General features: G+C 62.2%; 17 protein-coding genes. 8 read left to right on the top strand and 9 right to left on the bottom strand.

Going from position 1 to position 25,838, the window contains the following annotated elements; all coding sequences use genetic code 11:
• Positions 1 to 128: 128 nt before the first annotated feature.
• The 3 genes from ACQ4W6_RS18180 to ACQ4W6_RS18170 form a co-directional block, all read right to left on the bottom strand.
• Positions 129 to 2,282 (bottom strand): M3 family metallopeptidase, encoded by a 2,154-nt coding sequence (locus ACQ4W6_RS18180; RefSeq protein WP_436568573.1) that lies wholly within the window; start codon positions 2,280 to 2,282, stop codon positions 129 to 131.
• 224 nt (positions 2,283 to 2,506) lie between these two features.
• Positions 2,507 to 4,666: a M3 family metallopeptidase gene (locus ACQ4W6_RS18175; RefSeq protein WP_436568572.1), complete on the bottom strand. Its 2,160-nt coding sequence runs from the start codon at positions 4,664 to 4,666 to the stop codon at positions 2,507 to 2,509.
• A 154-nt stretch (positions 4,667 to 4,820) separates the two neighbouring features.
• On the bottom strand, positions 4,821 to 5,039 hold the full coding sequence (locus ACQ4W6_RS18170) for a SlyX family protein (RefSeq protein ID WP_436568652.1): 219 nt from the start codon (positions 5,037 to 5,039) through the stop codon (positions 4,821 to 4,823).
• Between the two features lie 197 nt (positions 5,040 to 5,236).
• On the opposite strand from ACQ4W6_RS18170, the gene ACQ4W6_RS18165 reads away from it, so the two are divergent.
• The gene (locus ACQ4W6_RS18165) at positions 5,237 to 5,653 is read left to right on the top strand and encodes a type II toxin-antitoxin system RelE/ParE family toxin (RefSeq protein WP_436568651.1); all 417 of its coding nucleotides are present in this window, start codon (positions 5,237 to 5,239) and stop codon (positions 5,651 to 5,653) included.
• Entirely contained in the window at positions 5,593 to 5,952 is a 360-nt protein-coding gene (locus ACQ4W6_RS18160) for an addiction module antidote protein (RefSeq protein ID WP_436568571.1), read from the top strand. Before ACQ4W6_RS18165 ends, ACQ4W6_RS18160 begins: the two co-directional genes overlap by 61 nt.
• Before the next feature lie 23 nt (positions 5,953 to 5,975).
• Here ACQ4W6_RS18160 and ACQ4W6_RS18155 read toward each other — a convergent pair whose 3' ends face one another.
• Positions 5,976 to 8,036 carry a UvrD-helicase domain-containing protein gene (locus tag ACQ4W6_RS18155; protein WP_436568570.1) on the bottom strand — a complete coding sequence of 687 codons (2,061 nt, stop codon included), beginning with the start codon at positions 8,034 to 8,036 and terminating at the stop codon, positions 5,976 to 5,978.
• Positions 8,037 to 8,245: 209 nt separating this feature from the next.
• Here ACQ4W6_RS18155 and ACQ4W6_RS18150 point away from each other — a divergent pair, with 209 nt between their 5' ends.
• A complete protein-coding gene (locus ACQ4W6_RS18150) occupies positions 8,246 to 8,731 on the top strand; it encodes an SRPBCC family protein (protein ID WP_436568569.1) in 486 nt (161 codons plus the stop codon).
• Between the two features lie 6 nt (positions 8,732 to 8,737).
• On the opposite strand, the gene ACQ4W6_RS18145 is transcribed toward ACQ4W6_RS18150, so the two are convergent.
• Both ACQ4W6_RS18145 and ACQ4W6_RS18140 read right to left on the bottom strand, forming a co-directional pair.
• Positions 8,738 to 9,859, bottom strand: a complete 1,122-nt coding sequence (locus ACQ4W6_RS18145; RefSeq protein ID WP_436568568.1) for an HD-GYP domain-containing protein — start codon at positions 9,857 to 9,859, stop codon at positions 8,738 to 8,740.
• A gap of 173 nt (positions 9,860 to 10,032) precedes the next feature.
• Positions 10,033 to 11,481 (bottom strand): dihydrolipoyl dehydrogenase, encoded by a 1,449-nt coding sequence (locus ACQ4W6_RS18140; protein ID WP_436568567.1) that lies wholly within the window; start codon positions 11,479 to 11,481, stop codon positions 10,033 to 10,035.
• Between the two features lie 129 nt (positions 11,482 to 11,610).
• On the opposite strand from ACQ4W6_RS18140, the gene ACQ4W6_RS18135 reads away from it, so the two are divergent.
• Positions 11,611 to 12,501 (top strand): ArgP/LysG family DNA-binding transcriptional regulator, encoded by an 891-nt coding sequence (locus ACQ4W6_RS18135; protein ID WP_436568566.1) that lies wholly within the window; start codon positions 11,611 to 11,613, stop codon positions 12,499 to 12,501.
• A gap of 1 nt (position 12,502) precedes the next feature.
• Here the strand turns inward: ACQ4W6_RS18135 and ACQ4W6_RS18130 are convergent, their stop codons facing one another.
• The 3 genes from ACQ4W6_RS18130 to hemE form a co-directional block, all read right to left on the bottom strand.
• Positions 12,503 to 14,566, bottom strand: a complete 2,064-nt coding sequence (locus tag ACQ4W6_RS18130) for a primosomal protein N' (protein WP_436568565.1) — start codon at positions 14,564 to 14,566, stop codon at positions 12,503 to 12,505.
• 159 nt (positions 14,567 to 14,725) lie between these two features.
• The gene (locus tag ACQ4W6_RS18125) at positions 14,726 to 14,860 is read right to left on the bottom strand and encodes a hypothetical protein (protein ID WP_436568564.1); all 135 of its coding nucleotides are present in this window, start codon (positions 14,858 to 14,860) and stop codon (positions 14,726 to 14,728) included.
• A gap of 945 nt (positions 14,861 to 15,805) precedes the next feature.
• On the bottom strand, positions 15,806 to 16,891 hold the full coding sequence (gene hemE / locus ACQ4W6_RS18120) for a uroporphyrinogen decarboxylase (protein WP_436568563.1): 1,086 nt from the start codon (positions 16,889 to 16,891) through the stop codon (positions 15,806 to 15,808).
• 196 nt (positions 16,892 to 17,087) lie between these two features.
• Here hemE and ACQ4W6_RS18115 point away from each other — a divergent pair, with 196 nt between their 5' ends.
• The 4 genes from ACQ4W6_RS18115 (at position 17,088) to ACQ4W6_RS18100 (ending at position 25,800) form a co-directional block, all read left to right on the top strand.
• On the top strand, positions 17,088 to 19,046 hold the full coding sequence (locus ACQ4W6_RS18115) for a dipeptidyl-peptidase 5 (RefSeq protein ID WP_436568562.1): 1,959 nt from the start codon (positions 17,088 to 17,090) through the stop codon (positions 19,044 to 19,046).
• Positions 19,043 to 23,224 carry an SNF2-related protein gene (locus ACQ4W6_RS18110; protein ID WP_436568561.1) on the top strand — a complete coding sequence of 1,394 codons (4,182 nt, stop codon included), beginning with the start codon at positions 19,043 to 19,045 and terminating at the stop codon, positions 23,222 to 23,224. Before ACQ4W6_RS18115 ends, ACQ4W6_RS18110 begins: the two co-directional genes overlap by 4 nt.
• A gap of 52 nt (positions 23,225 to 23,276) precedes the next feature.
• Positions 23,277 to 23,765 carry a hypothetical protein gene (locus ACQ4W6_RS18105; protein WP_436568560.1) on the top strand — a complete coding sequence of 163 codons (489 nt, stop codon included), beginning with the start codon at positions 23,277 to 23,279 and terminating at the stop codon, positions 23,763 to 23,765.
• 175 nt (positions 23,766 to 23,940) lie between these two features.
• The gene (locus ACQ4W6_RS18100) at positions 23,941 to 25,800 is read left to right on the top strand and encodes a DUF885 domain-containing protein (RefSeq protein WP_436568650.1); all 1,860 of its coding nucleotides are present in this window, start codon (positions 23,941 to 23,943) and stop codon (positions 25,798 to 25,800) included.
• The last annotated feature ends 38 nt before the right edge of the window (positions 25,801 to 25,838 follow it).

Genomic DNA, 25,838 nt, shown 5'->3' with positions numbered 1-25,838 from the left:
CTTACTGTCAATCTTACTGTCGATCTTACTGTCTATATTACTCAATTCTACGCTGACGATACCGTTCTGCTTGCGCCGCATGCTTGCGCCACGTCATGACGACGCAGCGCAGGCACTAGTACGAAGGCTTACTTGGCGTTCAAGCCACGGCGTTCCAGCAGCGGTTCGACGGTCGCATCGCGGCCGCGGAAGTCACGGAACAGTTGCAGCGCATCGACGCTGCCGCCGCGCGACAGCAGCTTGGTTCTGAACCAGTCGCCATTCTTGCGCGTCAGGCCGCCGTTTTCCTTGAACCAGTTGACCGATTCCGCGTCCAGCTTTTCTGACCACAGGTAGGCATAGTACGCCGCCGAGTAGCCGCCCGAGAAACTGTGCGAGAAGTAGCTGGTGCGGTAGCGCGGCGGCACGGGTGCGTAATCGACGCCCGCGTCTTTCAGGGACGCCGCTTCAAAGGCCAGCACGTCCGTTGGAATCTGCGCTGGCGCCAACTGGTGCCAGCGCTGGTCCAGCAGGGCAGCCGACAGGTATTCGGTCGTCATGAAGCCCTGGTTGAATTTTTTTGCCGCCGTGACTTTGTCCAGCAGTTCTTGCGGCATGGCCGCGCCGCTCTGGTAGTGCTTGGCGTAGTTTTGCAGCACTTCCGGCCACACGGCCCACATTTCATTGACTTGCGACGGGTACTCGACGAAGTCGCTCGGCACGCTGGTGCCGGCAAAGCGCGGGTATTTCACGTTCGAGAACATGCCGTGCAGCGCATGGCCGAATTCATGGAACATGGTCGTCACTTCATCGAACGTCAGCAAAGTCGGCTGGCCGGCGGGCGGCTTGGGAATGTTGAGCTGGTTGGCCACCACCGGATGCGTGCCCATCAGGGACGACTGCGACACGTATTCATTCATCCACGCGCCGCCATGCTTGTTGCCGCGCGCATAGAAGTCGGCGATGAACAGGGCCAGCGGCTTGCCATTGGCGTCCAGCACGTCGTACACGCGCACGTCCGGGTTGTACACCGGCAAGTCCTTGCGTTCTTTGAAGCTGATGCCGTAGAGTTTATTGGCGGCAAAGAAGACGCCGTTGTTCAGCACGCTATTCAATTCCAGGTACGGCTTCAGTTCGTTTTCATCGAAATTGAAGCGCTGCTTGCGCAGCTTGTCCGTGTAGATGGCCCAGTCGGCAGCCGCAACCTGGAAGCCGCCTTTTTCCGCATCGACGATTTGCTGCAGGTCAGCTGCTTCGCGGCGCGCATTGGCCACGGCTGGTTTCGCCAGTTCCGACAGCAAGGTGTTGACGGCCGTGGTGGTCTTGGCAGTCTGGTCTTCCAGCGCATACGCGGCATAGTTCGCATAACCGAGCAAGGTGGCCCGTTCGGCGCGCAGTTTCGCCAATTTCAGCACGTTGGCGCGGTTGTCGAATTCGCCGCCCTGGCTGCCACGGTTCAGCGACGCATCCATCAGGCGCTGGCGCGTCTTGCGATCCGTCAAGACGGCCAGAGGCGGCTGGCCGCTGGTGTTGACCAGAGCGATGACGAACTTGCCCGTCAAGCCACGTTCCTTGGCGGCCGCGGCGGCCGTGTCGATATCGCTGTCGGTCATGCCCGCCAGTTCGGCGCGCGTATCGACGACGATGCTCTTGGCATTGGTTTCCTTCAGCACGTTTTGCGCGAAGGCCGTTTCCAGGCTTGCCTGCTCGGCGTTGTAGGCCTTGAGTTTTTCCTTGTCCGCGTCCGACAGCTTGGCGCCGGCGCGCACGAAATCGGTGTGATAGCGTTCCAGCAAGCGCAAGGACTCGGCATCGAGACCCAGCTTGTCGCGCTTGGCGTACAGGGTGTCGATACGCGCGAACAGCTTCGGATTCAGGTCGATGGCGTCCGTGTGGGCGGCCAGTTTTGGCGACATGTCCACTTCCACCGCTTCGAGCACGCTATTCGTGTTGGTGGAGGTCATGTTGCTGAAGATGCTTTGCACACGGTGCAGCAACTGCCCCGTGCGCTCGAGCGCCACGATGGTGTTTTCAAACGTGGGCGCCTGGCGGTTGTTGGCGATCGCATTGACTTCGGCCAGCTGACGCTTCATGCCTTCGGCAAACGCCGGCGCGTAGTGCGCGTCCTTGATCAGGCCGAACTGCGGCATCTGGAAAGGCAGCGCACTGGCTTTCAGCAAGGGGTTCTGGGCGCTGATGGCGGCAATGGCAGGTGCAGGTGCAGCGGCGGCGGCCAGGGCGGATGGGGCGGCGTGGGCCAGCATGACGCTGGCGGCGATGACGAGCAGTTGTGGACGGATCATGACATCTTTCAGGAAGCGCGGGGAAGAACCGCGATCGCGTCGCGGGCCAGTTGCAGATCATAGCAGCCTGTCACACAGGCGTCATCCAACATGGCCGATATGCTGGCCCTGTGGCCCAACTGCGCGGTTTACCACGGTTTGCGCAGCTATTTGCCAAATAAAAATGGCCGCCAATTGCTTGGCGGCCATTGATAATCATCACCGGCGGGGCCGGCGAAAAGCGATTACTTGGCGTTCAAGCCACGGCGTTCCAGCAACGGTTCAATCTTCGCATCGCGGCCGCGGAAGTTGCGGTAGATGTCGAGCGCATCGGCGCTGCCGCCACGCGACAGCAGCTTGGCTCTGAACCAGTCGCCGTTCTTGCGCGTCAGGCCGCCATTTTCCTTGAACCACTCGACCGTGTCGGCGTCCAGCTTTTCCGACCACAGGTAGGCGTAGTAGCCGGCCGAGTAGCCGCCCGCGAACGCGTGCGAGAAATACGTGGTGCGGTAGCGCGGTGGCGCCGGGGCGAAATCGACGCCGGCATCCGTCAAGGCGGTCTTTTCAAAGGCCACCACGTCGGTCGGGATCTGAGCCGGGGTCAGCTGGTGCCAGCGCTGGTCCAGCAGGGCCGACGCCAGGTACTCCGTAGTTTTATAACCCTGGTTGAAATTGTCGGCCGCCGTCACCTTCGCCAGCAGTTCGGCCGGAATGGCCGCGCCCGTTTGATAGTGTTTGGCGTAGTTTTGCAGCACTTCCGGCCACAGCGACCACATTTCATTGACTTGCGACGGGTATTCGACGAAGTCGCGCGGCACGCTGGTGCCGGCGAAGCGCGGGTATTTCACGTTGGAGAACATGCCGTGCAGCGCATGGCCGAATTCGTGGAACATGGTGGTGACTTCGTCAAACGTCATCAGCGTCGGCTGGCCCGCTTCCGGCTTTGGAATGTTCAGGTTATTCGCGATGACAGGCTTGCGATTGAGCAAGGCCGACTGGCCCACGTAGGCATTCGCCCAAGCGCCGCCGCGCTTGTTGCTGCGCGCGTAAGGGTCGAGCGTGAAGATGGCCAGCTGCGTGCCGTCTTCGTTGAAGACGTCGAACACCAGCATGTCGGCGTTGTAGACGGGCAAGTCGGTGCGTTGCTTGAAACTCAAGCCGTACAATTTACCAGCGGCAAAGAACACGCCACGGGTCAGCACGCTGTGCATTTCAAAGTACGGTTTTAATTGATTCTGATCAAAGTTATAGCGTTCGGCGCGCACTTTGTCGCTGTAGAAGGCCCAGTCCGCTGCGCCCACCTTGAAACCACCCTTTTCTGCATCGATGATCTTCTGGATATCGTCCGCTTCATGGCGCGCATTGACGACGGCCGGTTTCGCCAGTTCGCCCAGCAAGGCGTTCACGGCGGTGGTGTTCTTTGCCGTCTGGTCTTCCAGCGAGTAGGCCGCGTAGTTCGGGTAGCCCATCAGCGCGGCACGTTCGGCGCGCAGTTTCGCCAATTCCAGCACTTCCTGGGTGTTGTCGAACTCACCGCCACGGCTGCCACGCGCTTGCGAAGTGGCCATGATGCGTTCGCGCAAGGCGCGGTTGGTCAGCTGCGACAGCGGCGCCTGGCCCGTCGTGTTGACGAGGGCGATCACATACTTGCCATCCAGGCCGCGCTTCTTGGCCAGGCCGGCAGCGACTTCGATGGCAGCCGGCGACAGGCCGTCGAGCTCTTCGCGCGTGTCGACGACGACGGCCGAGGCGTTCAATTCTTTCAGTACGTTCTGCGCAAACTTGGTCGACAGGGCAGCGAGCTGGCCGTTATAGGCGCGCAGCTTTTCCTTGTCCGCCGCCGACAGCTTGGCGCCGGCGCGCACGAAGTCCGTGTGGTAACGCTCCAGCAAGCGTTTCGATTCCGCATCGAGGCCCAGCTTGTCGCGCTTGGCGTACAGGGTGTCGATGCGCTTGAACAGCTTGTCGTTGAGCATGATCGCGTCGCTGTGGGCCGCCATCTTGGGCGCCAGCTCGCGTTCCAGGCCCTGGATCGTGTCATTCGTGTTCGAACCGGACATCACCGAAAACACGGTGCGCACGCGGCCCAGCAACTGGCCCGAGCGTTCCATGGCCACGATGGTGTTGTCAAACGTGGCCGCTTTCGGGTTGTTGGCGAGCGCATTGATTTCCGCCAGGTTGGCGGCCATGCCTGCGGTAAAGGCCGGCGCATAGTCGGCGTCCTGCACCTTGTCGAACGGTGGGTAGTTGAATGGCAGGCTGCTGGCCTGCGCAAACGGGTTCGAAGCGGGCAGCGCTGCAGCCGCGGTAGCGGTCGGGGCAGTGGTCGGCGCGCTGGTGGCGGCAAAAGCGGCTGGCGCCAGCATCAGGCTGGCGGCGATGACGAGTAGGGTTGGACGGGTCATGACATCTTTCAAGGAACGCAAGAGAACCGCGATTGTGTCGCGGGCCAGCCTGAAATAATACCAGTCTGAAACACTTGCGTCACTCGCAACTACCGATGGTAGCGCGCCGGCCAGTGATGAACGGTTTTCATGCTCTTCACGCCATGATGCCTATTTAGTAATGCGGCGGGCGGTCGTTGACCGGTCCGCCATTCGCCTGCTGTGCGCCGTCGCGCACGTGCTCGCCCAGCTTGTGCAGCATCGCTTCCAATTGATCGATGCGCTTGCCCTGCTGGTACACCATCTGGTTCAGCGACTCGACCAGGTCTTCCTGCTGCGCCAACTTGATTTCGATATCGACGAAGCGCACTTCCATCTGTTCTGCATTTTCCATGGTGCTCACGGTGACTCCTGACTTAAAGCGGCATTCTAACGCCGTCGCGGTGTGAGCAAGGACAAACATGCAGCATTGCCTGCCGGACGGGCCGCGATTGCGGCCTATTCTTCATAGACGGCTGCTTAATCTGCTTGACGAATGAGAACAAACGATTACAATGACTACATCAACACCTTCCGAACCAGTCCTGATCGATACGCGCAAGAGCGCCGAATATCGCCGAATATCGCCGCTGGGAAGATACCCTGCATGACGTGGCGGCGGCCACCATCGATGCGCGCATCAAGCATTTGCAGCATGGCAAAAAGAGCGATTCGCGGGCGGTGGGCGAAGGCGTGTGCGAACTGCGCTTTTTACAGACGGGGCCAGGCTGGCGCGTGTATTTTCACGAAACCAATCTGGGCACCCTGATTTTGCTGTTGCTGGGCGGCGACAAGTCGAGCCAGCAGCGCGACATCAAGAAAGCGCAAGCGATCCTCAAGGCATTGAAAGCCCAACAAGCGGCCATCAGAAAGGCGGCGGCAGGGCCATCCACAGGAGTAAGAAAAAAATGCAGCAACACCCCGACAACGACACCTTTGACCTCGATGACCTGGAAGCGCTGGGACTGAGCAAATTTGATCCAGCGCAACACCTGACCAGCCAGGCAGCGGTGGCCGCCTACATGAGCGAAATCGTCGCCACCGGCAATGCGGAACTGTTCCAGTCCGCCATGAACGACGTGGTGCGCGCGCATGGCATGGGCAAGGTGGCGGCCAGGGCCGACATCACGCGCGAAGGCGCGTATAAAGCCTTGCGCCAAGGCAGCAAGCCGCGCTTCGAAACCATTTTAAAGATGCTCGATGCGCTCGGCATGCAGCTGGCCATCGTGCCGAAGACGCCACACGATAGCGGCGCCGTGGAAGCTTGAACGCCGCTTAATGTTTGTGTGTCCTAAACCTTCGGCATGGCCAATAGCGCCTTCATGCGCGCCAGCCGCTCCTTCGGCGAGATGATTTCCGACTCCGTCGGCACGGCGTCGCCCACGTCGAGTTCCATTTCCTTGATGAAACGTGACGGGTCGCAATGGACTTGCTCGCCAGCACGCTTGCGCTTCTTGCACCAGGTGATTTGCAGGGTGCGCTGGGCGCGCGTGATGCCCACGTACATCAAACGGCGCTCTTCCTGGATGCGCGCGGCGATGGTTTCTGCCGGTGCGTCCGGGTCGCCCTTGTGCGGCAAAATGCCCTCTTCCACGCCAACCAGGAAGACGTGCGGAAACTCCAGCCCTTTCGAGGCGTGCAGGGTAGACATGCGTACGGCATCCTGCTCTTCGTCCTTGCCCTCCAACATGGTCATCAAGGCCACCATCTGCGTCAGTTCCAGCACGTTCTTTTCTTCGCCGTCGCGGTCCTTGCCACCGCGGCCCCGTTCCTTGAGCCAGTTGACGAATTCCAGCACGTTTTGCCACTTGCTTTGCGCCTGGCGTTCCTCGAAGGCATCGTACAGATACGATTCGTAGTGGATTTCCTTCATCATGTCGTCCAGCACTTCGGCCGCGTTGTCGCCGCTGCCGGCCGCGCCCGGGCGGCTGGCGCGCGATTCGAGATCGTTGATGAAGTTACAGAAGTCGCGCAAGGGTCCCAGCTGGCGGTCCGTCAGCTTGGCCTCGATGCCGCCCTTGAAGACGGCCTGGAACAGCGAACACTGCCACTGGCCCGAAAACGCGCCCAGCACTTCCAGCGTCGACTGGCCCACGCCACGGCGCGGCGTCGTCACGGCGCGGATGAAGGCCGGGTCATCGTCCTCGTTGGCCAGCAGGCGCAAATAGCTGATGATGTCCTTGATCTCGGCCTTGTCGAAGAAGCTCTGGCCGCCCGAAATCGTGTACGGAATACGTTCCTTGCGCAAACATTGTTCGATGATGCGCGCCTGGTGATTGCCCCGGTACAAAATCGCGTAATCGGAAAACTTGTTCTTGCGCTCGAAATGGTCGGCCGAAATCATGATGGCGACCTGTTCGGCCTCCTGCTCGTCCGTCTGCATGCCCAGCACCTTGATCGGTTCGCCCAAGCCGTGTTCGGACCACAGCGACTTGTCAAACAGCTTCGGATTGTTGCCGATGACGGCATTGGCCGCGTTCAGGATGCGCATGGTGGAACGGTAATTCTGCTCCAGCTTGATGACGCGCAAATCGGGGAAATCCGTCTCCAGCGTCTTCAGGTTTTCCACGGTGGCGCCGCGCCACGCATAGATGGCCTGGTCGTCGTCGCCCACGGCCGTAAACATCGGCTTCTTGCCGATGCCCGTCACCATCAGTTTCACCAGTTCGTACTGGCAGGTATTCGTATCCTGGTACTCGTCGACGAGCAGATAGCGCAGGCGGCGCTGCCACTTGTCGCGCACGGGGCCGTTGTTGCGGAACAGTTCCACCGGCAAACGGATCAGATCGTCGAAATCGACGGCCTGGTAGGCCGAAAGCGTTGCCACATAGCTGCGGTAGATGCGCGCCGCGTTCGCTTCATCTTCATCCTTGGCTTGCGCCAGGGCCATGTCCGGATCGATGAGGCCGTTTTTCCACAGCGACATGGCGCCCTGGATGCCACGGATCACCTGTTTATCGGTGGTAATGGCAAGGTCTTGCACCAGGGAAAAACAATCGTCGCTGTCCATGATGGAAAAGCGGTCCTTCAGCCCCACGCCATTGGCTTCCTGGCGCAGGATTTTCACGCCCAACGAGTGGAAGGTCGACACCGTCAGCTGCTTGGCCTGGCGTGGCTGCTTCAACAGCTTGGCGATGCGCTCCTGCATCTCCAGCGCCGCCTTGTTGGTGAATGTCAAGGCGGCGATGGTACGCGGATCGTAGCCCCGGTCTTCGATCAGATGGGCGATCTTTTGCGTGATCACGCGTGTCTTGCCCGAGCCGGCGCCCGCCAGCACCAGGCAGGGGCCGTCGAGGTAGGTAACCGCTTCGCTTTGGGGGGCATTCAGGCCGAATTGTGGCGCTTTGGACATCAGGGTATTTCCGCAGGGAACAGCAGCCCATTGTAACAGCGTCGCGTCCGCCATTTACACGGCCGGCCGCGCCTGAAAAACAGGCAAGGGCATTGATATATCGCCATGTGGCGCCACCTTGGGCGATTCAATGCGTGCGGCGCAGCCACGCCTGGAGTACCATTCCGGCTATATCGCCCGCGCGCGCCCACTTACCGAATGGCAGTCCTATGAAATTTGAACATCTGATTGAAATCAACGATCCCTTGAATCCACTGATCGACACCTTGACGCTGGAGCAAGTCTGGTGCGGTCTGGTCTTGCGCGCCGAATCGCCCAAGCTGTTCGTGCCGCACCTGGACGCGTGCCAGATCAGCGAGCGCAGCGATGCCGGTTTTGCGCGCAGCCTGCGCTATGGCGAGCTGGTCATCAACGACAAGGTGGTGCTGGTGCCGCAACTGCAGGTACGCTACGAAGTGCTGGCGCAAAAGGATATCAGCGCGTCCTCGCTGGTGATGACGATCGAGATGCCCGATGCAGCGAGCCTGTGGGTGCGTTTCCAGTATGACGACGGCCACGATGCGGCCACCGATGCGGCCAACGCCATGTATGACGATTTCCGCCGCTCGGCCTACCAGGAGTCCGACATCGACACCGTGCGCGTCTTGCGCGAACTGGCAGCAGAAGGCCGCCTCGACGCTGGCCTGCTGAATTAAACTGAACTAAATCCGCGCGCTGCGGCCCCACAGCTGGTCGGGGCGAAACTGCAGCCCCGCCTGCTCTGCGCTGAGCACTTCGCGGATGGCGTGCAAGTCCACGCGCGTATCGCGCCGCAGCGGCACATCCAGGCGCGCGCCGCGCGGGCCGATCAGCGATTGCACGTGCGGCGTGGCAGCGCTCAGGCCCTTGCGCGTGACGACGCCGATTTCCCCATTCAATAGTTTGACGAAGGTGCCGACCGGGTAAATGCCCAGCTCGCGCACCAGCAGGGACGCCAGCGGTGCGTCCAGCGTGGCTTTGTCCGCCATCAGCATTTCGCGCAGGGCCACGTTCGGCAACAAGGGCTTGCGGTAGCTGCGCGCGGAAACCCGGGCGCAATAGCGGTCGGCCAGCATGATCAGCCTAGCGCCGACGCCGATTTGCGCGCCGTCGATGCCCAGCGGATAGCCGCTGCCATCGACATTTTCATGGTGCTGCAGCACCGCCTGCAGCCAGACGCCATCCGTCACGCCAGCCGCACGCAGCAAATTGACCCCCATTTGCGGATGGGCGCGGATATAGGCGCGCTCCGCCGCGTCGAGTGGCCCTTCCTTGTGCTGGAAATGTGCGTGGCGTTCCAGCATGCCCACATTCATGCTCAACGCGGCCAGCACCAGGCTGCGCAGGACGGCCTCATCGAGTTTCAAGGCGCGCGCCAGCAGGGCCGTGATGACGGCCGTGTCGACGCTATGGCGCACGGCAAAGTCGCCCGCGCCCTGGTTGTGCAAGATGCACGCCAGCGCCACGTCGGCGTCGAGCGCAACGGCTTCTTGCACCAGTTGCGCCAGCGGCGCCAGTTGCTCCTGCGCCATGACTTGCCCGGCGGCGATGGCCGGCAAGACCAGCGCCAGGCCCGTGGTGGCCAGGTTCAGCATGCGCAGGGCCGAGGGCGCTTCCTTGGCTGCGCCGCGCGCATCCTCGCTGGCATCGGCGATGATGCCGCGCGCCAGCAGCAGTTCGATCTGCGCCTCGCTGCTGATCACGTGGCCCAGCCTGGCCAGCAAACCGCCCGTCTCGCCGTGCACGTCCCAGGGCAGGGCCAGGCCCAGCGCCAGTTCCCCCGCATAAATGCGCCGAATCTTCACATCGTCTCCATGTCATCGCTAGCACCGCTTTTTACCATCTGGACGGCGGCGCTATATACCAATTGAAATGTTTTTTGCTTTTAATCAATGTTTCAATGTGGCAGCGATGATCGCGCAATCATGCGAGCTTGTCTACATAATTGTTTAAAACGTAAAGTTGTATTAAATTTTCATCAGACGCCAGGCGAGCAATCGGCGCAGCCGGGTGCGTGTTCCGGGTCTTTTTCCAGGTGTAGCGCCAGTTCGCGCAAGGCCGTGCGCACGCCTTCCTCGATGACGGGGTGGTAAAACGGCATCTCGAGCATGGCCGGCACCGTCAGCTGCGCCTGGCAAGCCCAGGCCAGCAAATGACCCAGGTGCTCCGCCCGTGGGCCGATCAGCTCGGCACCAAGGAAACGCTTGCTGCCAAACTCCGCATACACGCGCAGCAAGCCCTGGTTTTGCAGCATCACGCGGCTGCGGCCCTGGTTGCCGAAGGACACGGCGCCCACGACGTAGCGGCCCGCATGGCTGAGGCACAATTGCTGGTACGTCGCGCCCAGGGTGGCGATCTGCGGCTCCGTGAAGGCGATCGTCAAGGGCGTGCGGCGCATGCTTGGTTGCACATCAGGAAAGCGCGCCGCGTTGTCGCCCGCGATGCGGCCCTCGTCAGCTGCCTCGGGCAGCAGCGGCATGGCGTTGTCCGCGTCGCCCGCGATGAAGATGGCGCTCTTGCCGCACTGCATGGTGTGCGGGTCATACAGGGGGATGCCATGGCGGTCGAGCTCGATTTGCGCCGTTTCCAGGCCGATCCGGTCGACATTCGGACGGCGGCCGATGGCGGCCAGCACATAGTCGAACGATTCGGTTTTTTCCTGGCCGGCGCCATCGCGGCTGGTCAGCACGATGGCGCTGCCATCCGGGCTTTTTGCCAGGTGGGCGACGCTGGTCTGGAAGCGGATGTCGAGTTCGCGCGCCAGCACCGCTGCCGCCTCCTGCAAGACCAGCGGATCGGTCAGCTGCGCCACTTTGTTGCCGCGCGCAAACACCGTCACGCGCACGCCGAGCCGGGCCAGCGCCTGGCCCAGCTCCAGGCCGATGACGCCGCTGCCAACCACGGCGAGCGAGCGCGGCAAGTCCGTCCACTCGAACACGGCGTCGCTGGTGATGACGCGCTCGCCCGCCGCCTGCCACTCGGGCGGCACGATGGGCGTCGAACCGGTGGCGATCACCACGCTGGCAGCCTCGACAATGGTGTGTTCATCGACCTGTAGCTTGCCCGGAGCGATGAAACGCGCATGGCCGCGCAGTTTTTCCTCGTCAGCAATCGCATTGACGCCATCGAGCACGAAGCCGACAAAGCGGTCGCGCTCGCTGCGCACCCTGGCCATCACCTGCTGGCCATCGATGCGCACGGGGCCAGCATGCACGCCGAAACCGGGTGCCGCTGTCACCGCATGGGCCGCTTCGGCCGCCGCGATCAAGAGTTTGCTGGGCATGCAGCCCACGCGCGCGCAGGTCGTGCCGTAAGGCCCGCTTTCGATCATCAGCACGCGCTTGCCCTGCATGCGCGCCGCCCTGTGCGCCGTCATGCCGGCCGTGCCGCTGCCGATCACGACCACATCCACTCGTATCGTCTTCATGCTGCTGTTCATCCCGTTCAGATTACTCACAGCGTTCGATACTACCCGTTTGCCAAAAATAAGGTTTTACTTTGCGGCAATATATGCATTAGTATAACTAATCAATTTCAAAATTTATAAGCTGAACTAATGGGATCACTCGATTATCGCGCGCTGGCCGTGCTGGACGCCGTGGCCAGCCATGGCAGTTTCGACAAGGCCGCACTGGCGCTGGGCATCACCCAGTCGGCCGTCTCGCAGCGCATCAAGGCGCTGGAAGACGCCAGCGGGCGCCTGTTGATCATCCGTGGCCAGCCAGCCGTGCCGACGGGGCTGGGCCAGCGCCTGATCGTGCATCACCGCAACGTCAAGCTGATGGAAGCATCGCTCGATATCGACCTGGGCAATAGCGTCAGCATGCCGGAAATCGCCATCGCCATCGATGCCGACAGCCTGGCCACCTGGTTCCCCGACACCCTGCCGGCCCTGCTGGCGCCGCCCCGCTGCCAGCTCGACGTGCGCCTGGCCGACAGCGATGCCGCCTTGCAGATGGTGCGCGACGGCACGGTATTTGGCTGCGTGGCAACGCAGTCCGGCGTGGCGCAGGACGCGGCAGCGGCCACCAGCGTGACGCCGCTGGGCAGCCTGCGCTATGTCTGCGTGGCAACACCGACGTTTGCCGGACACTGGTTTGGCGATGGCTTCAGCAGCGAAGCGGTGCAACTGGCGCCCGCCGTGGTGGGCCAGCACGGCTTGCTGGCGCGTTTCCTGGCGGAACAATTGAACTTGCACGCAGCGTTTCCGCACCACACCTTGCCGGTGGAAGCGGCGCGCCGCGCCTGCGTCCAGGAAAGCCTGGCCTACGGCCTGATGCCGCAGCGCCTGGCCGCGCAGGCGCTGGCGACGGAACGCCTGGTCGACCTGGCGCCGGGCAGCACCCTGGACGTGCCCCTGAGCTGGCACGCCTGGACGCTGGACACGCCATTTACCAAGCTGCTGTCCGAGCAAGTCATCCAGGCGGGCCGCGCCTATTTGAGCTGAATCAAATATCCAGCGGGTCCACTTCCAGCGACCATTTCACGCGCGTCTTCATGGCGCGCAGTTGCGTCAGCCATTCCTTTAAAAACGCCTGCAGGGCGGGCCGCGAGCTTGACTCCAACAGCAGCTGGGCACGGTCGACGTTGTAGACGCGCGTCATGCTCATGGGAATCGGGTCATTGATGGTGATCTGCGGGTGCTCCATGCACTCTTTCGCCGCCTGCAGGAATTCGATGGCGGTGGCCAGTTCGGGCGCTTCGGCGCGCAGCAGGGCCTGGAACAGATACGGCGGCAGCGCCGCCTGCGCCCGCTCTTCGAGCAAGGTGGTGGCGAAATGGTCGTAATCGTGGTTGACCACGGCGTCGTACAGCGGATGGCGCGCATAGCGCGTCTGGATCAGCACTTCGGAAACGCTGCCGCCTTCCGTTTGCGCGGCACGTCCGGCGCGGCCCGCCACTTGCATCAATTGGGCAAACAGGCGCTCGCTGGCGCGGTAATCCTGGGAAAACAGGGCCGTGTCCGGGTTCAAAATGCCCACCAGGGTCAGCCGTTTGAAATCGTGGCCCTTGGCCACCATCTGCGTGCCGATCAGGATATCCACTTCGCCACGGTGGACGGTGTCGAACGCTTCTTGCGCGCTGCCCTTCTTGCGCGTGGAATCGGCGTCGATGCGCAAAATGCGCGCCTCTGGAAACAATTGCTGCAAGCCCTCTTCCACCCGCTGCGTGCCGCGTCCCAGCGGTTGCAAGTCGACGTTGCCGCAGGTGGGGCAATGACGGGGAATGCGCAATTCCAGGCTGCAATGGTGGCAGCGCAAACGGTGTTCGGGTTTGTGCAGCACCATGAACGAGGTGCAGCGCGTGCAATTGCTGATCCAGCCGCACGATTCGCAGCAGATGACGGGAGAATAGCCGCGCCGGTTCAAGAACAGCAGCGACTGCTCGCCCCGCTCCATGCGCAGCTTCAAGGCCGCCACCAGGTGCGAGGTCAAGCCATCCTTGGGCCGGTCGCGCTCCATGTCGAGTATCTTGACGCGCGGCAAGACGGCGTTCTTGACGGCGCGCTCGCGCAATTCGAGCTTGCGGTAGCGCCCCGTCTGCGCGTGGTGCCAGCTTTCCAGCGATGGCGTGGCCGAGCCCAGCACGATGGGAATCTGCAATTGCCAGGCGCGCCACACGGCCAGGTCGCGCGCCGAATAACGCAAGCCTTCCTGCTGCTTGTAGGACGGGTCGTGCTCTTCGTCGATGACGATCAGTTTCAGTTGCGGCAGGGAAGCCAGGATGGCCAGCCGCGTACCCAGCACGATACGCGCCTGGCCCTGGTGCGCGGCCAGCCAGTGCAGCATGCGCTCGCCTTCGGACAGGCTGCTGTGCAAGGTGGCCAGCATGACGCCGGGAAAGCGCGCGCGGATATTGCCTTCCAGCTGCGGCGTCAAGTTGATTTCCGGCACCAGGATCAGGATTTGCGCCGCCTCGTCGCGCGCCAGCACCTGCGCGCAGGCCTGCAAATACACTTCCGTCTTGCCGCTGCCCGTGACGCCGTACAGCAGGGTTGGCTTAAAACCCTGCGCGCCGCCGACGGCGTCGGCCGCCTCTTGCTGTGCCGGGTTGAGCGCCGGCATGTTCAGCGGCGTGCCGTCGTGCGCATCGGGCAGCTTGGCCAGCTTCTTGATGGCGCGGTCGAGCGCCACGGTAGTGAGCACGCGCAAATTTTTAGGTAGCCCCGGCAAGGCCACTTCGCCCAGCGGGCGCTGGTAGTAATCGGCGGCAAAGGCGGCCAGCGCCAGCCATTGCCCGGACAACGGCGCCAGCTGGCTGCGCACGGCCAGCACCTCTTTCAATTTCGCCGCAGGCACGTCGGTGCTGTCGGATACGCCGACGATCAGCCCCATCACCTCGCGCCGGCCAAACGGCACCAGCGCCAGCTGTCCCACCTGCGGCAGCGGCGCTGCGGCACCCGCGTCTGCGCCCACATCCGGCGCCGCGTTCCAGCGGTAATCGAACAGGGCGTTCAAAGGGGTGTCGAGCGCAATTTTCAAGATGCACTGCGTCGTCTGGCACTGCGGCATGGGGGGGATGGCCTATCAGAATAATTAGCGTCAACAACGCGCGGCGCGGCGTCAGGTACCGGCGCGTGCGCCAGCCGGCCATGATACTAGCTCTGCCCGGCAAACACCTAGCGGGCACGCAGCGTCAGCGCGCCGCCCATGGTTATCCTTTCGGCAATTTCAGGCACGCATGCCATGGCGCAGGCCGATGTACGGCTGCAGGCTACTGTCATGCAAGTGACCGGCAATTCTCTGCCATTCGCGCTGGCCCGCTTGCGAAGCCAGGCGGTCGAGCGATGCAATGTTTTCCATCATGGGGAAACACTGGCGCCACGATATGCCTGAGAAACTGCACGCTGGATGCGTTCCCGTCCTTCACCAGAGCGCCAGACTGTGGGATATCGTCCAGGCAAGGACAAGTCTTGCCACAATGCAAATTTTATCAATGCTTTCTTTGCAAGTCGCGAGTGTGCGCAGGGCAATCTTGTCTACCGGAATATATGCCCTCCTTTAGCCAGATAAAAAACAGCATCCTGCCTGAATATGTCTGTGGATAACTTTGTGGACAAAGCAAAATTAACTTCCGAAATAATCTGAATAGAAAAATTTTGCCGCCGTCAAGGGGGCACGAAAGAAAATTTAATCATTTAAAATCAATGACTTAAAAATCGTTGCCCGGGAGGCGAAAAATCGGGTGACTTTCCCCGTGTCTGTGCATAACTGAGCCATTCATGAATTTTTCACACAAGGATAGACGCCATTTGCATGCGCAGATTCCATGTTTTTTATGCTACGCAGAGGCACGTTGCCGCTTCGGCAGAGAAGGCGCTGGCTGGCACGCCCGTTGTCACAAAAGATTATTCAAATATCATGTACTGCAACATGCACTTCAGGTAAAACCTCAGCATCTGCGCTAAGTCTCGGTTAACAAAATACTTTTCAATTTTATCCACAGAATCTGTTGATAACTTTGTGGACAATGAACTTATAAGCCTGCCGGGTAACAGAACAACCTTGCCCATTGCGCCAAGGTTCACACTTTGATGCATTTTTTAGTTCTTAATAATCAAATACTTGCATTGATTCCCCGGGCATGGCTTTTTAACTGCCTTTTATTTCCGCAGCAAAAAAAATTGTGCATAAGTCGGTATTGCGCAGTGCAGGGCAGCCCTGAAAAAAGGCAGGTTTCCTGGGGAAAACCTGCCTTTTTACCGTGCCGGGCGCCTTGCTGGCCCCCGCTGCGATGTTGCTTATTGAATATTACGCGTCGCTGCGCATGGCGCGGCTCATGCTGTGCACCGCTTCCACCATCGCCGCCACCGATTCCGGCGGCGTGAACTGCGAAATGCCATGGCCCAGGTTGAAGACGTGGCCCGTGCCTGCCGATGGCGCGCCAAAGGCGTTGAGCACCTTGGCCACTTCGGCGCGGATCTGCTCCGGGCTGGCAAACAGGATGGCCGGATCGAGGTTGCCCTGCAAGCCCACCTTGTGGCCCACCAGCTGGCGCGCGCGCGTCAGGTTGACGGTCCAGTCCAGGCCCACGGCATCGGCGCCGATGTCGGCGATCTGCTCAATCCACTGCCCGCCGCCCTTGGTAAACACGATGGCGGGAATCTTCACGCCATCCTTGTCGCGCTTCAATTGCGCCACCACTTGCTGCATGTAGGTCAGCGAGAATTCCTGGTAGGCACCGTCGGCCAGCGCACCGCCCCACGAGTCGAAAATCATCACCGCTTGCGCACCGGCATCGATTTGCGCGTTCAGGTATTGCGCCACGGACGTGGCGTTGGTGGCCAGGATGTGGTGCATCAGGTCAGGCCGGTTGTACAGCATCTTCTTGATGGTGTGGAACTCTTTCGAGCCGCCACCCTCCACCATGTAGCACGCCAGGGTCCACGGGCTGCCGGAAAAGCCGATCAGCGGCACGCGGCCGTTCAATTCCGTGCGGATCTGCGTGACGGCCTTGAAGACATAGTCGAGCGATTCCAGGTCCGGCACTTGCAAGGCCATCACGTCTTGCTCGGTGCGCAGCGGGCGCTCGAACTTCGGTCCTTCGCCATCGGCAAAATACAGGCCCAGGCCCATCGCGTCGGGCACCGTCAGGATGTCGGAAAACAGGATGGCCGCATCGAGCGGGAAGCGCTCCAGGGGCTGCAGGGTCACTTCGGTGGCGTAATCGGGATTTTTTGCCAGGCCCAGGAAGGAGCCAGCCCGCTCGCGCGTGGCGCGGTATTCGGGCAGGTAGCGGCCGGCCTGGCGCATCAGCCAGACAGGGGTGTGCTCGGTCGGCTGGCGCAGCAGGGCACGCAGGAAAGTATCATTCTGAAGCGGAGCAAATTGTGGCATGGCAGGCAATCGAGCTTGGAGAAGCGGTATTATCGCATCCAATCGCCGCCATTTCATTGATTCCAGTGCCGCTTTGCAGCATTTCCCGCGCACGCCATGGCTTTCGTTGTGCTTGCCCTTCCATTATCATGATGCACGCTGCCACACGCCTAGCCCCGCCTGGCGGCCCTTGATTCCACCACCCTACGGAGCCCGCATGACCTCGACCGCATCCAGTACGCCCGCCCTGACCGCCCCCTTCGCTACCTGGCCATCGCCGATCAGCGCCGCCGTCGTCGCCGCTGGCGCCTCGCCGCTGACGCAGCTGGCCTTGGGTGGCGCCGATGGCGGCGATGTGTACTGGCTGGCGGGCCGCGCCAGCGAGGCGGGCCGCAATACCCTGCTGCGCCAGCGCGGCGCGCGGGTCGATGAACTCACGCCGGCGCCCTTCAATGTGCGCACGCGCGTGCATGAATATGGCGGCGGCGCGTATTGCGTCGATGGCGACAACGTAGTCTTCTCGCATTTCGCCGACAACCGCCTGTACCGCATCGCCGGCGATGGCGCACCCCAGCCATTGAGCGCGGGCGGCAATACGCGCCATGCGGACTTCGTCGTCGATACGGCCCGCGCGCGCCTGATCGCCGTGCGCGAACAGCATCCGGACGAAGGCCATGCACACCCGGAAAACTGCCTGGCCGCCGTCGGCTTCGACGGGTGCGAAACGGTGCTGGCACGGGGCCACGATTTCTATGCGGCACCGCGTTTGTCGCCGGACGGCAGCCAGCTGGCCTGGATCAGCTGGGACCACCCGCGCCTGCCGTGGCAGGGCACGGAACTGTGGCTGGCCGACGTGCACGCGGACGGCAGCCTTGGCTCGCCGCGCCTGATCGCCGGCGGCACGCGCGAATCGATTTGCCAGCCGGAATGGTCGCCCAGCGGCTTGCTGCATTTCGTTTCCGACAGCAGCGGCTGGTGGAACCTGTACCGCCTGCAGGGCGGCGAGATCGAAGCGCTGTGCCCGATGGAGGCGGAATTTGCCACGCCGCACTGGACCTTTGGCGCCAGCATGTACGGCTTCCTCTCAGCCGACGAGATCGTCTGCACGTATATCCAGGCCGGCATCAGCCAGCTTGCCCTGCTGAGTGTCAGCGCCGCCAAGCTCGAATCGCTGCCCCACCCGTACCAGGAAATCCGCGAACTGCGCGTCGGGCCGGGCTTCGTGGCGCTGCTGGGCGGCAGCCCCACCATCGCGCTGGAACTGGCGCGCATCGACTTGTCGAACAACGAACTGGAAGTGCTGGCCCAATCGATCGGGCAATTGCCCGCGCTGGGCTACCTGTCCGTGCCGCGCAGCTTGAGCTTTCCTAGCAGCAATGGCCGCACCGCTTACGCCTTCTTTTATGCGCCGCAGAACGCCGACGTGCAGGCGCCGGCAGGAACCTTGCCACCCGTCATCGTCATCAGCCATGGCGGCCCCACCAGCATGGCCAGCAATACCCTGAAACTGGCGACACAGTACTGGACCAGCCGTGGCATCGGCGTGCTCGATGTCAACTATGGCGGCAGCAGCGGCTTTGGCCGCGAATACCGCGATGCGCTGCGCGGGCAGTGGGGTATCGTCGACGTGGAAGACTGCATCGCCGGCGCGCGCTACCTGGCGGCCAACGGCCTGGCCGACCCGGAGCGCCTGATCATCCGCGGCGGCAGCGCCGGCGGCCTGACGACCCTGTGCGCGCTGACCTTCCACGACGTCTTCAAGGCGGGCGCCAGCTATTACGGCGTGTCCGACCTGAAGGGGCTGGACCTCGATTCGCACAAGTTCGAATCGCACTACAACGACTACCTGATCGCCTCCCAGCCACAGGCCGAAGCGCTGTACCGCGAACGCTCGCCCATCCACCACACGGATAAATTGTCGCGCCCCATGATTTTCTTTCAGGGCCTGGATGACAAAGTGGTGCCGCCGCAGCAGTCGCAACTGATGGTCGACGCCTTGCAGGCGCGCGGCGTGCCGGTGGCGTATGTGCCACTGGAAGGCGAAGGCCATGGCTTCCGCAAGGCGGAAAACATCGTGCGCACGCTGGAAGCGGAACTGTATTTCTACCAGCGCGTGTTCGGCCTGCCGGTGCCGGCCGGTAACGCCCCCGTGCAGATCGATAACTTGCCTGCATGAACGACCAGCATTTGCTTGACGAATTCGCCGCCCTGGAGCAGCACGAACAGATGATCCTGGCCTTGCTGGCGATCACGGGCGAGCCGGTGGGCAAGCATGCGGTGTATGAACACTTGCAGCGCGCCAATGTGGTCGAGCCAAACGGCACGCCATTTACGCTGGCCGTCGTCACGGGCATGCTGCAGCGCCTGGCGCGCCTGGCGCTGGTTGCCGAAGTGGTGGGGCGCGGCTTTGCCTGCGAGGCGAAGCTGCGCTGGCCCGCCATGCGCGCCGCCATCGAACACCTGGTGTTTCGCGACCTGTGCCAGGCCATCGAACTGATCAATCCCGTGCGCCGCAACTGGGATGGCTATGTGGAGCTGCGCAGCTACCGCCAAGGCGTGGCGCGCCTGCGCATCGCCCTGCTGCGCAATGACGAGGTACGCCAGGTGGCCGCCATCCTGGCCGCCTGCATGGCGTGCTATGAAGCGCAGCAACTGCATCCGCTGATCGAGATTTTCGGCCGACCGTTCGAGCCGGAAATGTTGTCCTTCGTCACGCCGCAACTGCAGGATGACATCCTGGCCGTGCTGCTGGGCAACGCGCCGCGCGAACCAGCCACGGCGCACGCCATCCGTCGCTACGCGCGCGAGCATCATGCGCGCCAGACGGCGGCCGGCGACCATATCGGCGCCGCCTTACCGCTGGCCATGGCCGAGGATGCCCTGCTGTGCGGCGAACTCGACACGGCCGCGCGTTACCTGGCAGGCCAGCAGGGGCCGCAGGTGCTGTTTATCGACAGTAGCATCGCCCTGTTACGCGGCGAACATGCGCACGCCGTAGCGGGCTTCGAGACGGCCCTGAAGGGCCTGCGCAAGGAAGCGGGCAAGCGCAAGCTGTGCTTTACGGGCATCGGCGGCCATCTGTATATGCTGGCCTTGCTGCGCAGCAACGACGCCAAGCTGCTGAAAAACGCGGAAACCTATCTCGATATCGCCCTGCACGCGCAGCCGAACCACGACAGCAGCGTCTACCAGCAACTGCACATGCTGCGCCTGGTGCGCGCCGGCGTGATGCAGGCCGATGGGATACTCACGCGCAACTGGGAAACGGGCTTGCAGGCACAGCTGTTCCAGGGCTTGCTGTACTACTGGCTTGCGCTGCCGCAACTGGCCGAACGCAAGCCCCAGTTGCAGCTGCTGGTACAGCAGGCCGACGCTGCCGGCTACGACTTGATCGCGGCGCAGGCGGCCGGCTTGCTGGGCTTGATGAGCGAGCCGGAACAGGAGCGCTATGCCACAGCCAAGCGGGCGAAACATGGCTTGACGGACATGGCGCCGTGGTTCGAGCGCCAGGAAGCATGGCAGCGCCAGCTGAGCGCCTTGATCAACTTGCAGCAAAATGCCACCGCCGAGGCCAGCGGCAGCGTCTCGCGGCTGGTGTGGCTGGTGGCGTTCGACCCGCGCTTTGGCCTGACGGCCGTGGAAGTGCGCGAGCAAAAGCGCGACGCCCGGGGCGGCTGGAGCAAGGGCCGCGCCATGGGCTTGAAACGCCTGGCCGAAGAGGCAGGCGACATCGATTTCCTCACGCCGCAAGACGCCCGTGCGGCCGGCAGCATCGCGCCGTTCAAGCAGTATTATTCGTCGGCGCCCCGCTATGAAATCGAGCTCGACAAGGCCGCCGTGCTGCTGGCGGGCCATCCGCTGGTGTTCTGGCTGGACAACCCCGACACCCGCGTGGAACTGATCGCCGGCGCGCCGGAACTGTTGATCAAGTCGCACGAGGGGCAATTGTGGCTGGGCATGCAGCCGCCCCTGCCCGACAGCGGCAGCAATGTGGTGGTGCAAAAAGAGACGCCGACGCGCTTGCGCGTGGTGCACATCCTCGACGAGCACCGGCGCATCGGCGCCATCGTCGGGCTGGGCCTGTCCGTGCCCCTGCATGCTGAAAAGCAAGTCATGCAAGCCATCGGCGCCATCTCGTCCATGGTCACCGTGCAATCCGATATCGGCGGCGGCGCGGCCGACGCGCAAATGATCACGGCCGACCAGCGCCTGCACGTGCATTTGCTGCCGTACAGCCAAGGCTTGAAGATGCAAATCCTGGTGCGCCCACTGCTCGACAATGGCGCCTATTACGCGCCGGGCAGCGGCGCCGAAAGCGTGTTTGCCGACGTGGCGGGGCGGGCCGTGCAGGCGCGGCGCGACTTGAACGCCGAGCGCGAAGCGCAGCGCCAGCTGATCGGGCGTTGCCTGGTGCTGGAAGAGGCGCAGGAAGAGCATGGCGAATGGCTGCTGGGCCAGCCTGCCCTGGGCCTGCAATTGCTGGTGGAGCTGCAAGCGCTGGACCCCGCCGCTATCGGCTCCGGTATTGTGCTGGCCTGGCCGGAAGGCGAAGCGATGCGCGTGTCGAAACGCATCGACAGTGGCCAGATGCGCCTCAATATCAAGAGCGAAAAAGACTGGTTTGCCGCCAGCGGCGAAGTGCAGATCGATGAAGACAAGGTGATGGATCTGCGCGCCTTGTTGGACTTGATGCAGAACAATAAGAGCCGCTTCGTGGCCTTGGGCGACAACCAGTTCCTCGCCCTCAGCGATGAATTGCACCGCCGCCTGTCCGAACTGGCCGCGTATGGCGAGGTGCATGCCGACGGCGTGCACATCCACCCGCTGGCCGCCTTCGCACTGGAAGAACTGGCGAATGACGCGGGCGGCGTGAAAGCCGACAAATTATGGCGCGAACACTTGCTGCGCCTGCGCGCACTCGACGACCTGACGCCGCAGTTGCCCAGCACCTTGCAGGCGGACTTGCGCGACTACCAGCTGGCCGGCTTCGAATGGCTGGCGCGCCTGGCGCACTGGGGCGTGGGCGCCTGCCTGGCCGACGACATGGGGCTCGGCAAGACCTTGCAGGCGCTAGCCCTGATCCTGGCGCGCGCGCCAAACGGCCCCACGCTGGTGGTGGCCCCCACGTCCGTGTGCATGAACTGGATCAGCGAGGCGCAGCGCTTCGCGCCCACGTTGAAGGTGAAACTGTTTGGCGCGGGCGACCGGGCCGACATGCTGGACAGCTTGCAAGCGTTCGATGTAGTGGTGGCCAGCTATGGCTTGCTGCAGCAGGAAGCGGCCCTGTTTGCCGGCGTGCACTGGCATACGATCGTGCTGGACGAAGCGCAGGCGATCAAGAATGGCGCCACCAAGCGCTCACAAGCCGTAATGGCGCTGCAAGGAGACTTCCGCATGGTGGCCAGCGGCACGCCGCTGGAAAACCACTTGGGCGAATTGTGGAATCTATTCCGCTTCATCAACCCTGGTTTGCTGGGGACGCTCGACCAGTTTAACTTGCGCTTCGCCGGGCCGATTGAGAAAGATCAAGACAAGCGGGCGGCGGCCGGCGCGCGGCTGCGCCTGCGGCGATTGATCGCGCCGTTCATCTTGCGCCGCACCAAGACGCAAGTGCTGTCGGAATTGCCGTCGCGCACGGAAATCGTGCTGGAAGTGCAGCTCTCGCCGCAGGAAACGGCGCTGTATGAATCCTTGCGCCGCGAAGCGCTGGAAAAGCTGGCCATGGTGGAAGGGCCGGCGTCGAAGAAAGCCATCCAGATCCTGGCCGAGATCATGAAGCTGCGCCGCGCCTGCTGCAATCCGCAACTGGTGGCGCCCGAGCTGGGCCTGGCCAGCAGCAAGCTGGCGGCGTTTGCGCAGCTGCTGTCGGGTTTGCTGGAAAACCGCCACAAGGTACTCGTCTTCAGCCAGTTCGTTGACCATTTGACCTTGCTCCGCCAGCACCTGGAACAGCATGGCGTGGCCTATCAATACCTCGATGGCGCCACGCCGATGCAGGAGCGCAAGCGCCGCGTCGATGCCTTCCAGGCTGGAGAGGGAGATGTCTTCCTGATCAGCCTGAAGGCGGGCGGCATGGGCATCAACCTGACGGCGGCCGATTACGTGATCCACATGGACCCATGGTGGAACCCTGCCGTGGAAGACCAGGCCTCGGACCGCGCCCACCGCATGGGGCAATTGCGTCCTGTTACCATTTACCGCCTGGTGGCGAAACACACGATCGAAGAGGGCATCGTCGAATTGCACCAGCACAAGCGCGACCTGGCCGACAGTCTGCTGGAAGGCAGCGATGCTGCGGCGCGCATGTCGGCCAGCGACATGCTGGGCATGCTGCAGGAGGGGCTGAAAAAATAAACGGCGAGCCCCGTTCCGTGCGATTATTCCTGTTTCTTCGTCCCAGCTTGCCATGACCGACTTTATCGCCAACAGCGCCGGCCCGCGCGCCACCTTCTTGTGTGGCAAATCCTGGACCGCCTACACCAGCACCTTTATCATTGCCGTGCTGCTGTTTTTCGCCGCCCTGCCGCTGGCCTTCAAGTACAACGCGCGCGCCGCCTTCGTGGTGCTGATCGGCTCGGCCCTGATCGTCGGCTACCGCCTGCTGACTATCCGCAGCTACCAGTTGTATTACGACGAGGCTGGCGTCTGGCTGGCGTCCGGCATCTTGCCGTGGAAAAAGAAATTGACGGGCATCAAATGGCGCGACATGGCTGTAGCCGTCTATGAAACCAACTTCTGGAGCTGGCTGTTCCAGTCCTACACGGTGCGCGTCAGCCAGCGCACTCCCCAGGCAAGCGAGATCCACGCTACCGGCATGGCGCGCGGCAAGGATGCCGTGACGGCCCTGAATGCGCGTCACCAAGAGATGCTGCGCGGCAGCGCCGTCGTCGTCTAGATCAGCGAAGCTGGCAGCGCGCGCGCAAAAATCTGCGCAGCGGCGGCAATTAATGCTAATCTTTGGCCGCCCTGGCAAGCAAAGCCAACCTTTCAATAGTTGTTTGTTGCCTATATTGTCAGTTTATTCTTTGCTGATAATGACAAACCTCAAAATATTCAAGAGATAAACGATGCTGATAAAAAATAAAGTTGCGCTCGCCGCATTGATGCTGGCTTTCACCCTGACCCCAGCCAGCGCCGCCAAAAAACCGCAGAAAAACGGCAAGGCGGGTACCAGCAGCAGCAAGAAAAAAGCCGTTGCCAAGAAAGCCGTTGTCGTCGGCGCGGCCACGGTAGCGACCGCCGCGGCCGTCGCCAACGAGACCAGCAGCGACCGTTCCATGAATAACCTCAGCGGCCAGTTCCTGACGGCCCTGTGGCGCCAGGATCCGGAAAGCGCGATTGCCGCCGGCAAATACGACGGCGCCGCCAACCTGAGCATTCCAGACGCCGCCAGCCGCCAGAAACAGCTGGCCTTCATCGCGGAATGGCAGGGCAAGTTCGGCAAGTTGAATGCGAGCAAAATGTCGGACAAGCAACGTACCGACCTGGCCTTGCTGACAAACAAATTGCAATCGGACCGCTGGTACCTGACCACCTTCCGCGAATTCGAATGGAATCCGGCCCAGTACAACGTGGCCGGCACGCTCGACTTCATCCTGAATACGGAATACGCTTCGCAGCCGCAGCGCCTGCGCACCTTGCTCAAGCGCATCGCCACCGTGCCGCAATACTATGCGGCCGCGCGCGCCAGCATTGTCAACCCCACGCGCGAACACACGCAGCTGGCCATCGCCCAGAGTGCTGGCGTGCTGAGCGTGCTCGACGACTTGAACAAGACGGCGCAGGGTTCCATCCTGACACCGGCCGAGAAGCAGCTGTACAACGCCCGCATCGCGGCGGCGCGCACGGCCGTGCAAGGCTATGCTGGCTGGCTGACGGAACAGGATGGCGCGCTGGCGCAAAACGGCAGCGCGCGTTCCTTCCGCATCGGCAAGGATCTGTACGAGCAAAAATTTGCCTACGATATCCAGGCTAGTGTCAGCGCCGAGCAGATGTACCAGAAGGCCTTGGCCGCGCGCGAAAAGTTGCTGGAGCACATGGACAGCCTGTCCGATGAGCTGTGGAGCAAGACCATGGGCAATACGGCCAAGCCGGCTGACCGCACGGCGAAGATCGGCATGGTGATCGACAAGCTGTCCAGCAACCATGTGGCCGCTGCCGATTTCGTACCGGAAATCCGCCGCCAGATCCCGGAATTGCAGGAATGGGTAACCAGCCACAACCTGCTGACGATGGATCCGAAAAAGCCCCTGGTCGTGCGTGAAACGCCGATGTACCAGCGCGGCGTGGCTGGCGCCAGTATCGAAGCGCCCGGTCCTTACCGTCCGCAAGACCGCACCTATTACAACGTGACGCCGCTCGACGGCGAAACGCCGGCACAGGCAGAAAGCAGCTTGCGCGAATACAACCACTGGATCTTGCAGATTCTGAATATCCACGAAGCCATCCCCGGCCATTACACGCAGCTGGTGTACGCCAACAAGTCGCCGTCGCTGATCAAGTCCATCTTCGGCAATGGCGCCATGATCGAAGGCTGGGCCGTGTATGGCGAACGCATGATGCTCGAATCGGGCTACGGCAACAACGCACCGGAAATGTGGCTGATGTACTCGAAGTGGAACTTGCGCAGCGTCACCAACACCATCCTCGACTACAGCGTACACGTGCTGGGCATCACCGAACCGCAGGCGCTGGACCTGCTGACGCGCCAGGCCTTCCAGACGCAGCGTGAAGCCACGGAAAAATGGCGTCGCGTGCAGTTGAGCTCGGTGCAGCTGACCAGCTATTTCAGCGGCTACAGCGAAATCATGGAGTTGCGCGAACAGCGCAAGCAAGCCCTGGGCAGCAAGTTCGTGCTGAAGGATTTCCATGAGCAATTCCTCAGCTACGGCAGCGCGCCCGTCAAAGTCATCAAGGAATTGATGAATTGATGAATTAACGCACGAATATCTTCACCTTCAAGGGGCGC

Origin of the sequence: Janthinobacterium woesei (genome assembly GCF_051380875.1) — a bacterium.
Classification (GTDB): domain Bacteria; phylum Pseudomonadota; class Gammaproteobacteria; order Burkholderiales; family Burkholderiaceae_D; genus Janthinobacterium.
Note: the sequence above shows the minus strand (reverse complement) of the source record. Positions and strands in the feature narration are given on the sequence as shown.

Excerpts from the sequence above, each read along its gene's own strand:
- hemE (WP_436568563.1), bottom strand. The coding sequence starts at position 16,891 with ATGCCACAATTTGCTCCGCTTCAGAATGATACTTTCCTGCGTGCCCTG.
- ACQ4W6_RS18155 (WP_436568570.1), bottom strand. The coding sequence starts at position 8,036 with ATGTCCAAAGCGCCACAATTCGGCCTGAATGCCCCCCAAAGCGAAGCG.
- ACQ4W6_RS18110 (WP_436568561.1), top strand. The coding sequence starts at position 19,043 with ATGAACGACCAGCATTTGCTTGACGAATTCGCCGCCCTGGAGCAGCAC.
- ACQ4W6_RS18150 (WP_436568569.1), top strand. The coding sequence starts at position 8,246 with ATGAAATTTGAACATCTGATTGAAATCAACGATCCCTTGAATCCACTG.
- ACQ4W6_RS18170 (WP_436568652.1), bottom strand. The coding sequence starts at position 5,039 with ATGGAAAATGCAGAACAGATGGAAGTGCGCTTCGTCGATATCGAAATC.
- ACQ4W6_RS18140 (WP_436568567.1), bottom strand. The coding sequence starts at position 11,481 with ATGAAGACGATACGAGTGGATGTGGTCGTGATCGGCAGCGGCACGGCC.
- ACQ4W6_RS18180 (WP_436568573.1), bottom strand. The coding sequence starts at position 2,282 with ATGATCCGTCCACAACTGCTCGTCATCGCCGCCAGCGTCATGCTGGCC.
- ACQ4W6_RS18130 (WP_436568565.1), bottom strand. The coding sequence starts at position 14,566 with ATGCCGCAGTGCCAGACGACGCAGTGCATCTTGAAAATTGCGCTCGAC.
- ACQ4W6_RS18160 (WP_436568571.1), top strand. The coding sequence starts at position 5,593 with ATGCAGCAACACCCCGACAACGACACCTTTGACCTCGATGACCTGGAA.
- ACQ4W6_RS18135 (WP_436568566.1), top strand. The coding sequence starts at position 11,611 with ATGGGATCACTCGATTATCGCGCGCTGGCCGTGCTGGACGCCGTGGCC.
- ACQ4W6_RS18125 (WP_436568564.1), bottom strand. The coding sequence starts at position 14,860 with ATGATGGAAAACATTGCATCGCTCGACCGCCTGGCTTCGCAAGCGGGC.
- ACQ4W6_RS18175 (WP_436568572.1), bottom strand. The coding sequence starts at position 4,666 with ATGACCCGTCCAACCCTACTCGTCATCGCCGCCAGCCTGATGCTGGCG.
- ACQ4W6_RS18105 (WP_436568560.1), top strand. The coding sequence starts at position 23,277 with ATGACCGACTTTATCGCCAACAGCGCCGGCCCGCGCGCCACCTTCTTG.
- ACQ4W6_RS18115 (WP_436568562.1), top strand. The coding sequence starts at position 17,088 with ATGACCTCGACCGCATCCAGTACGCCCGCCCTGACCGCCCCCTTCGCT.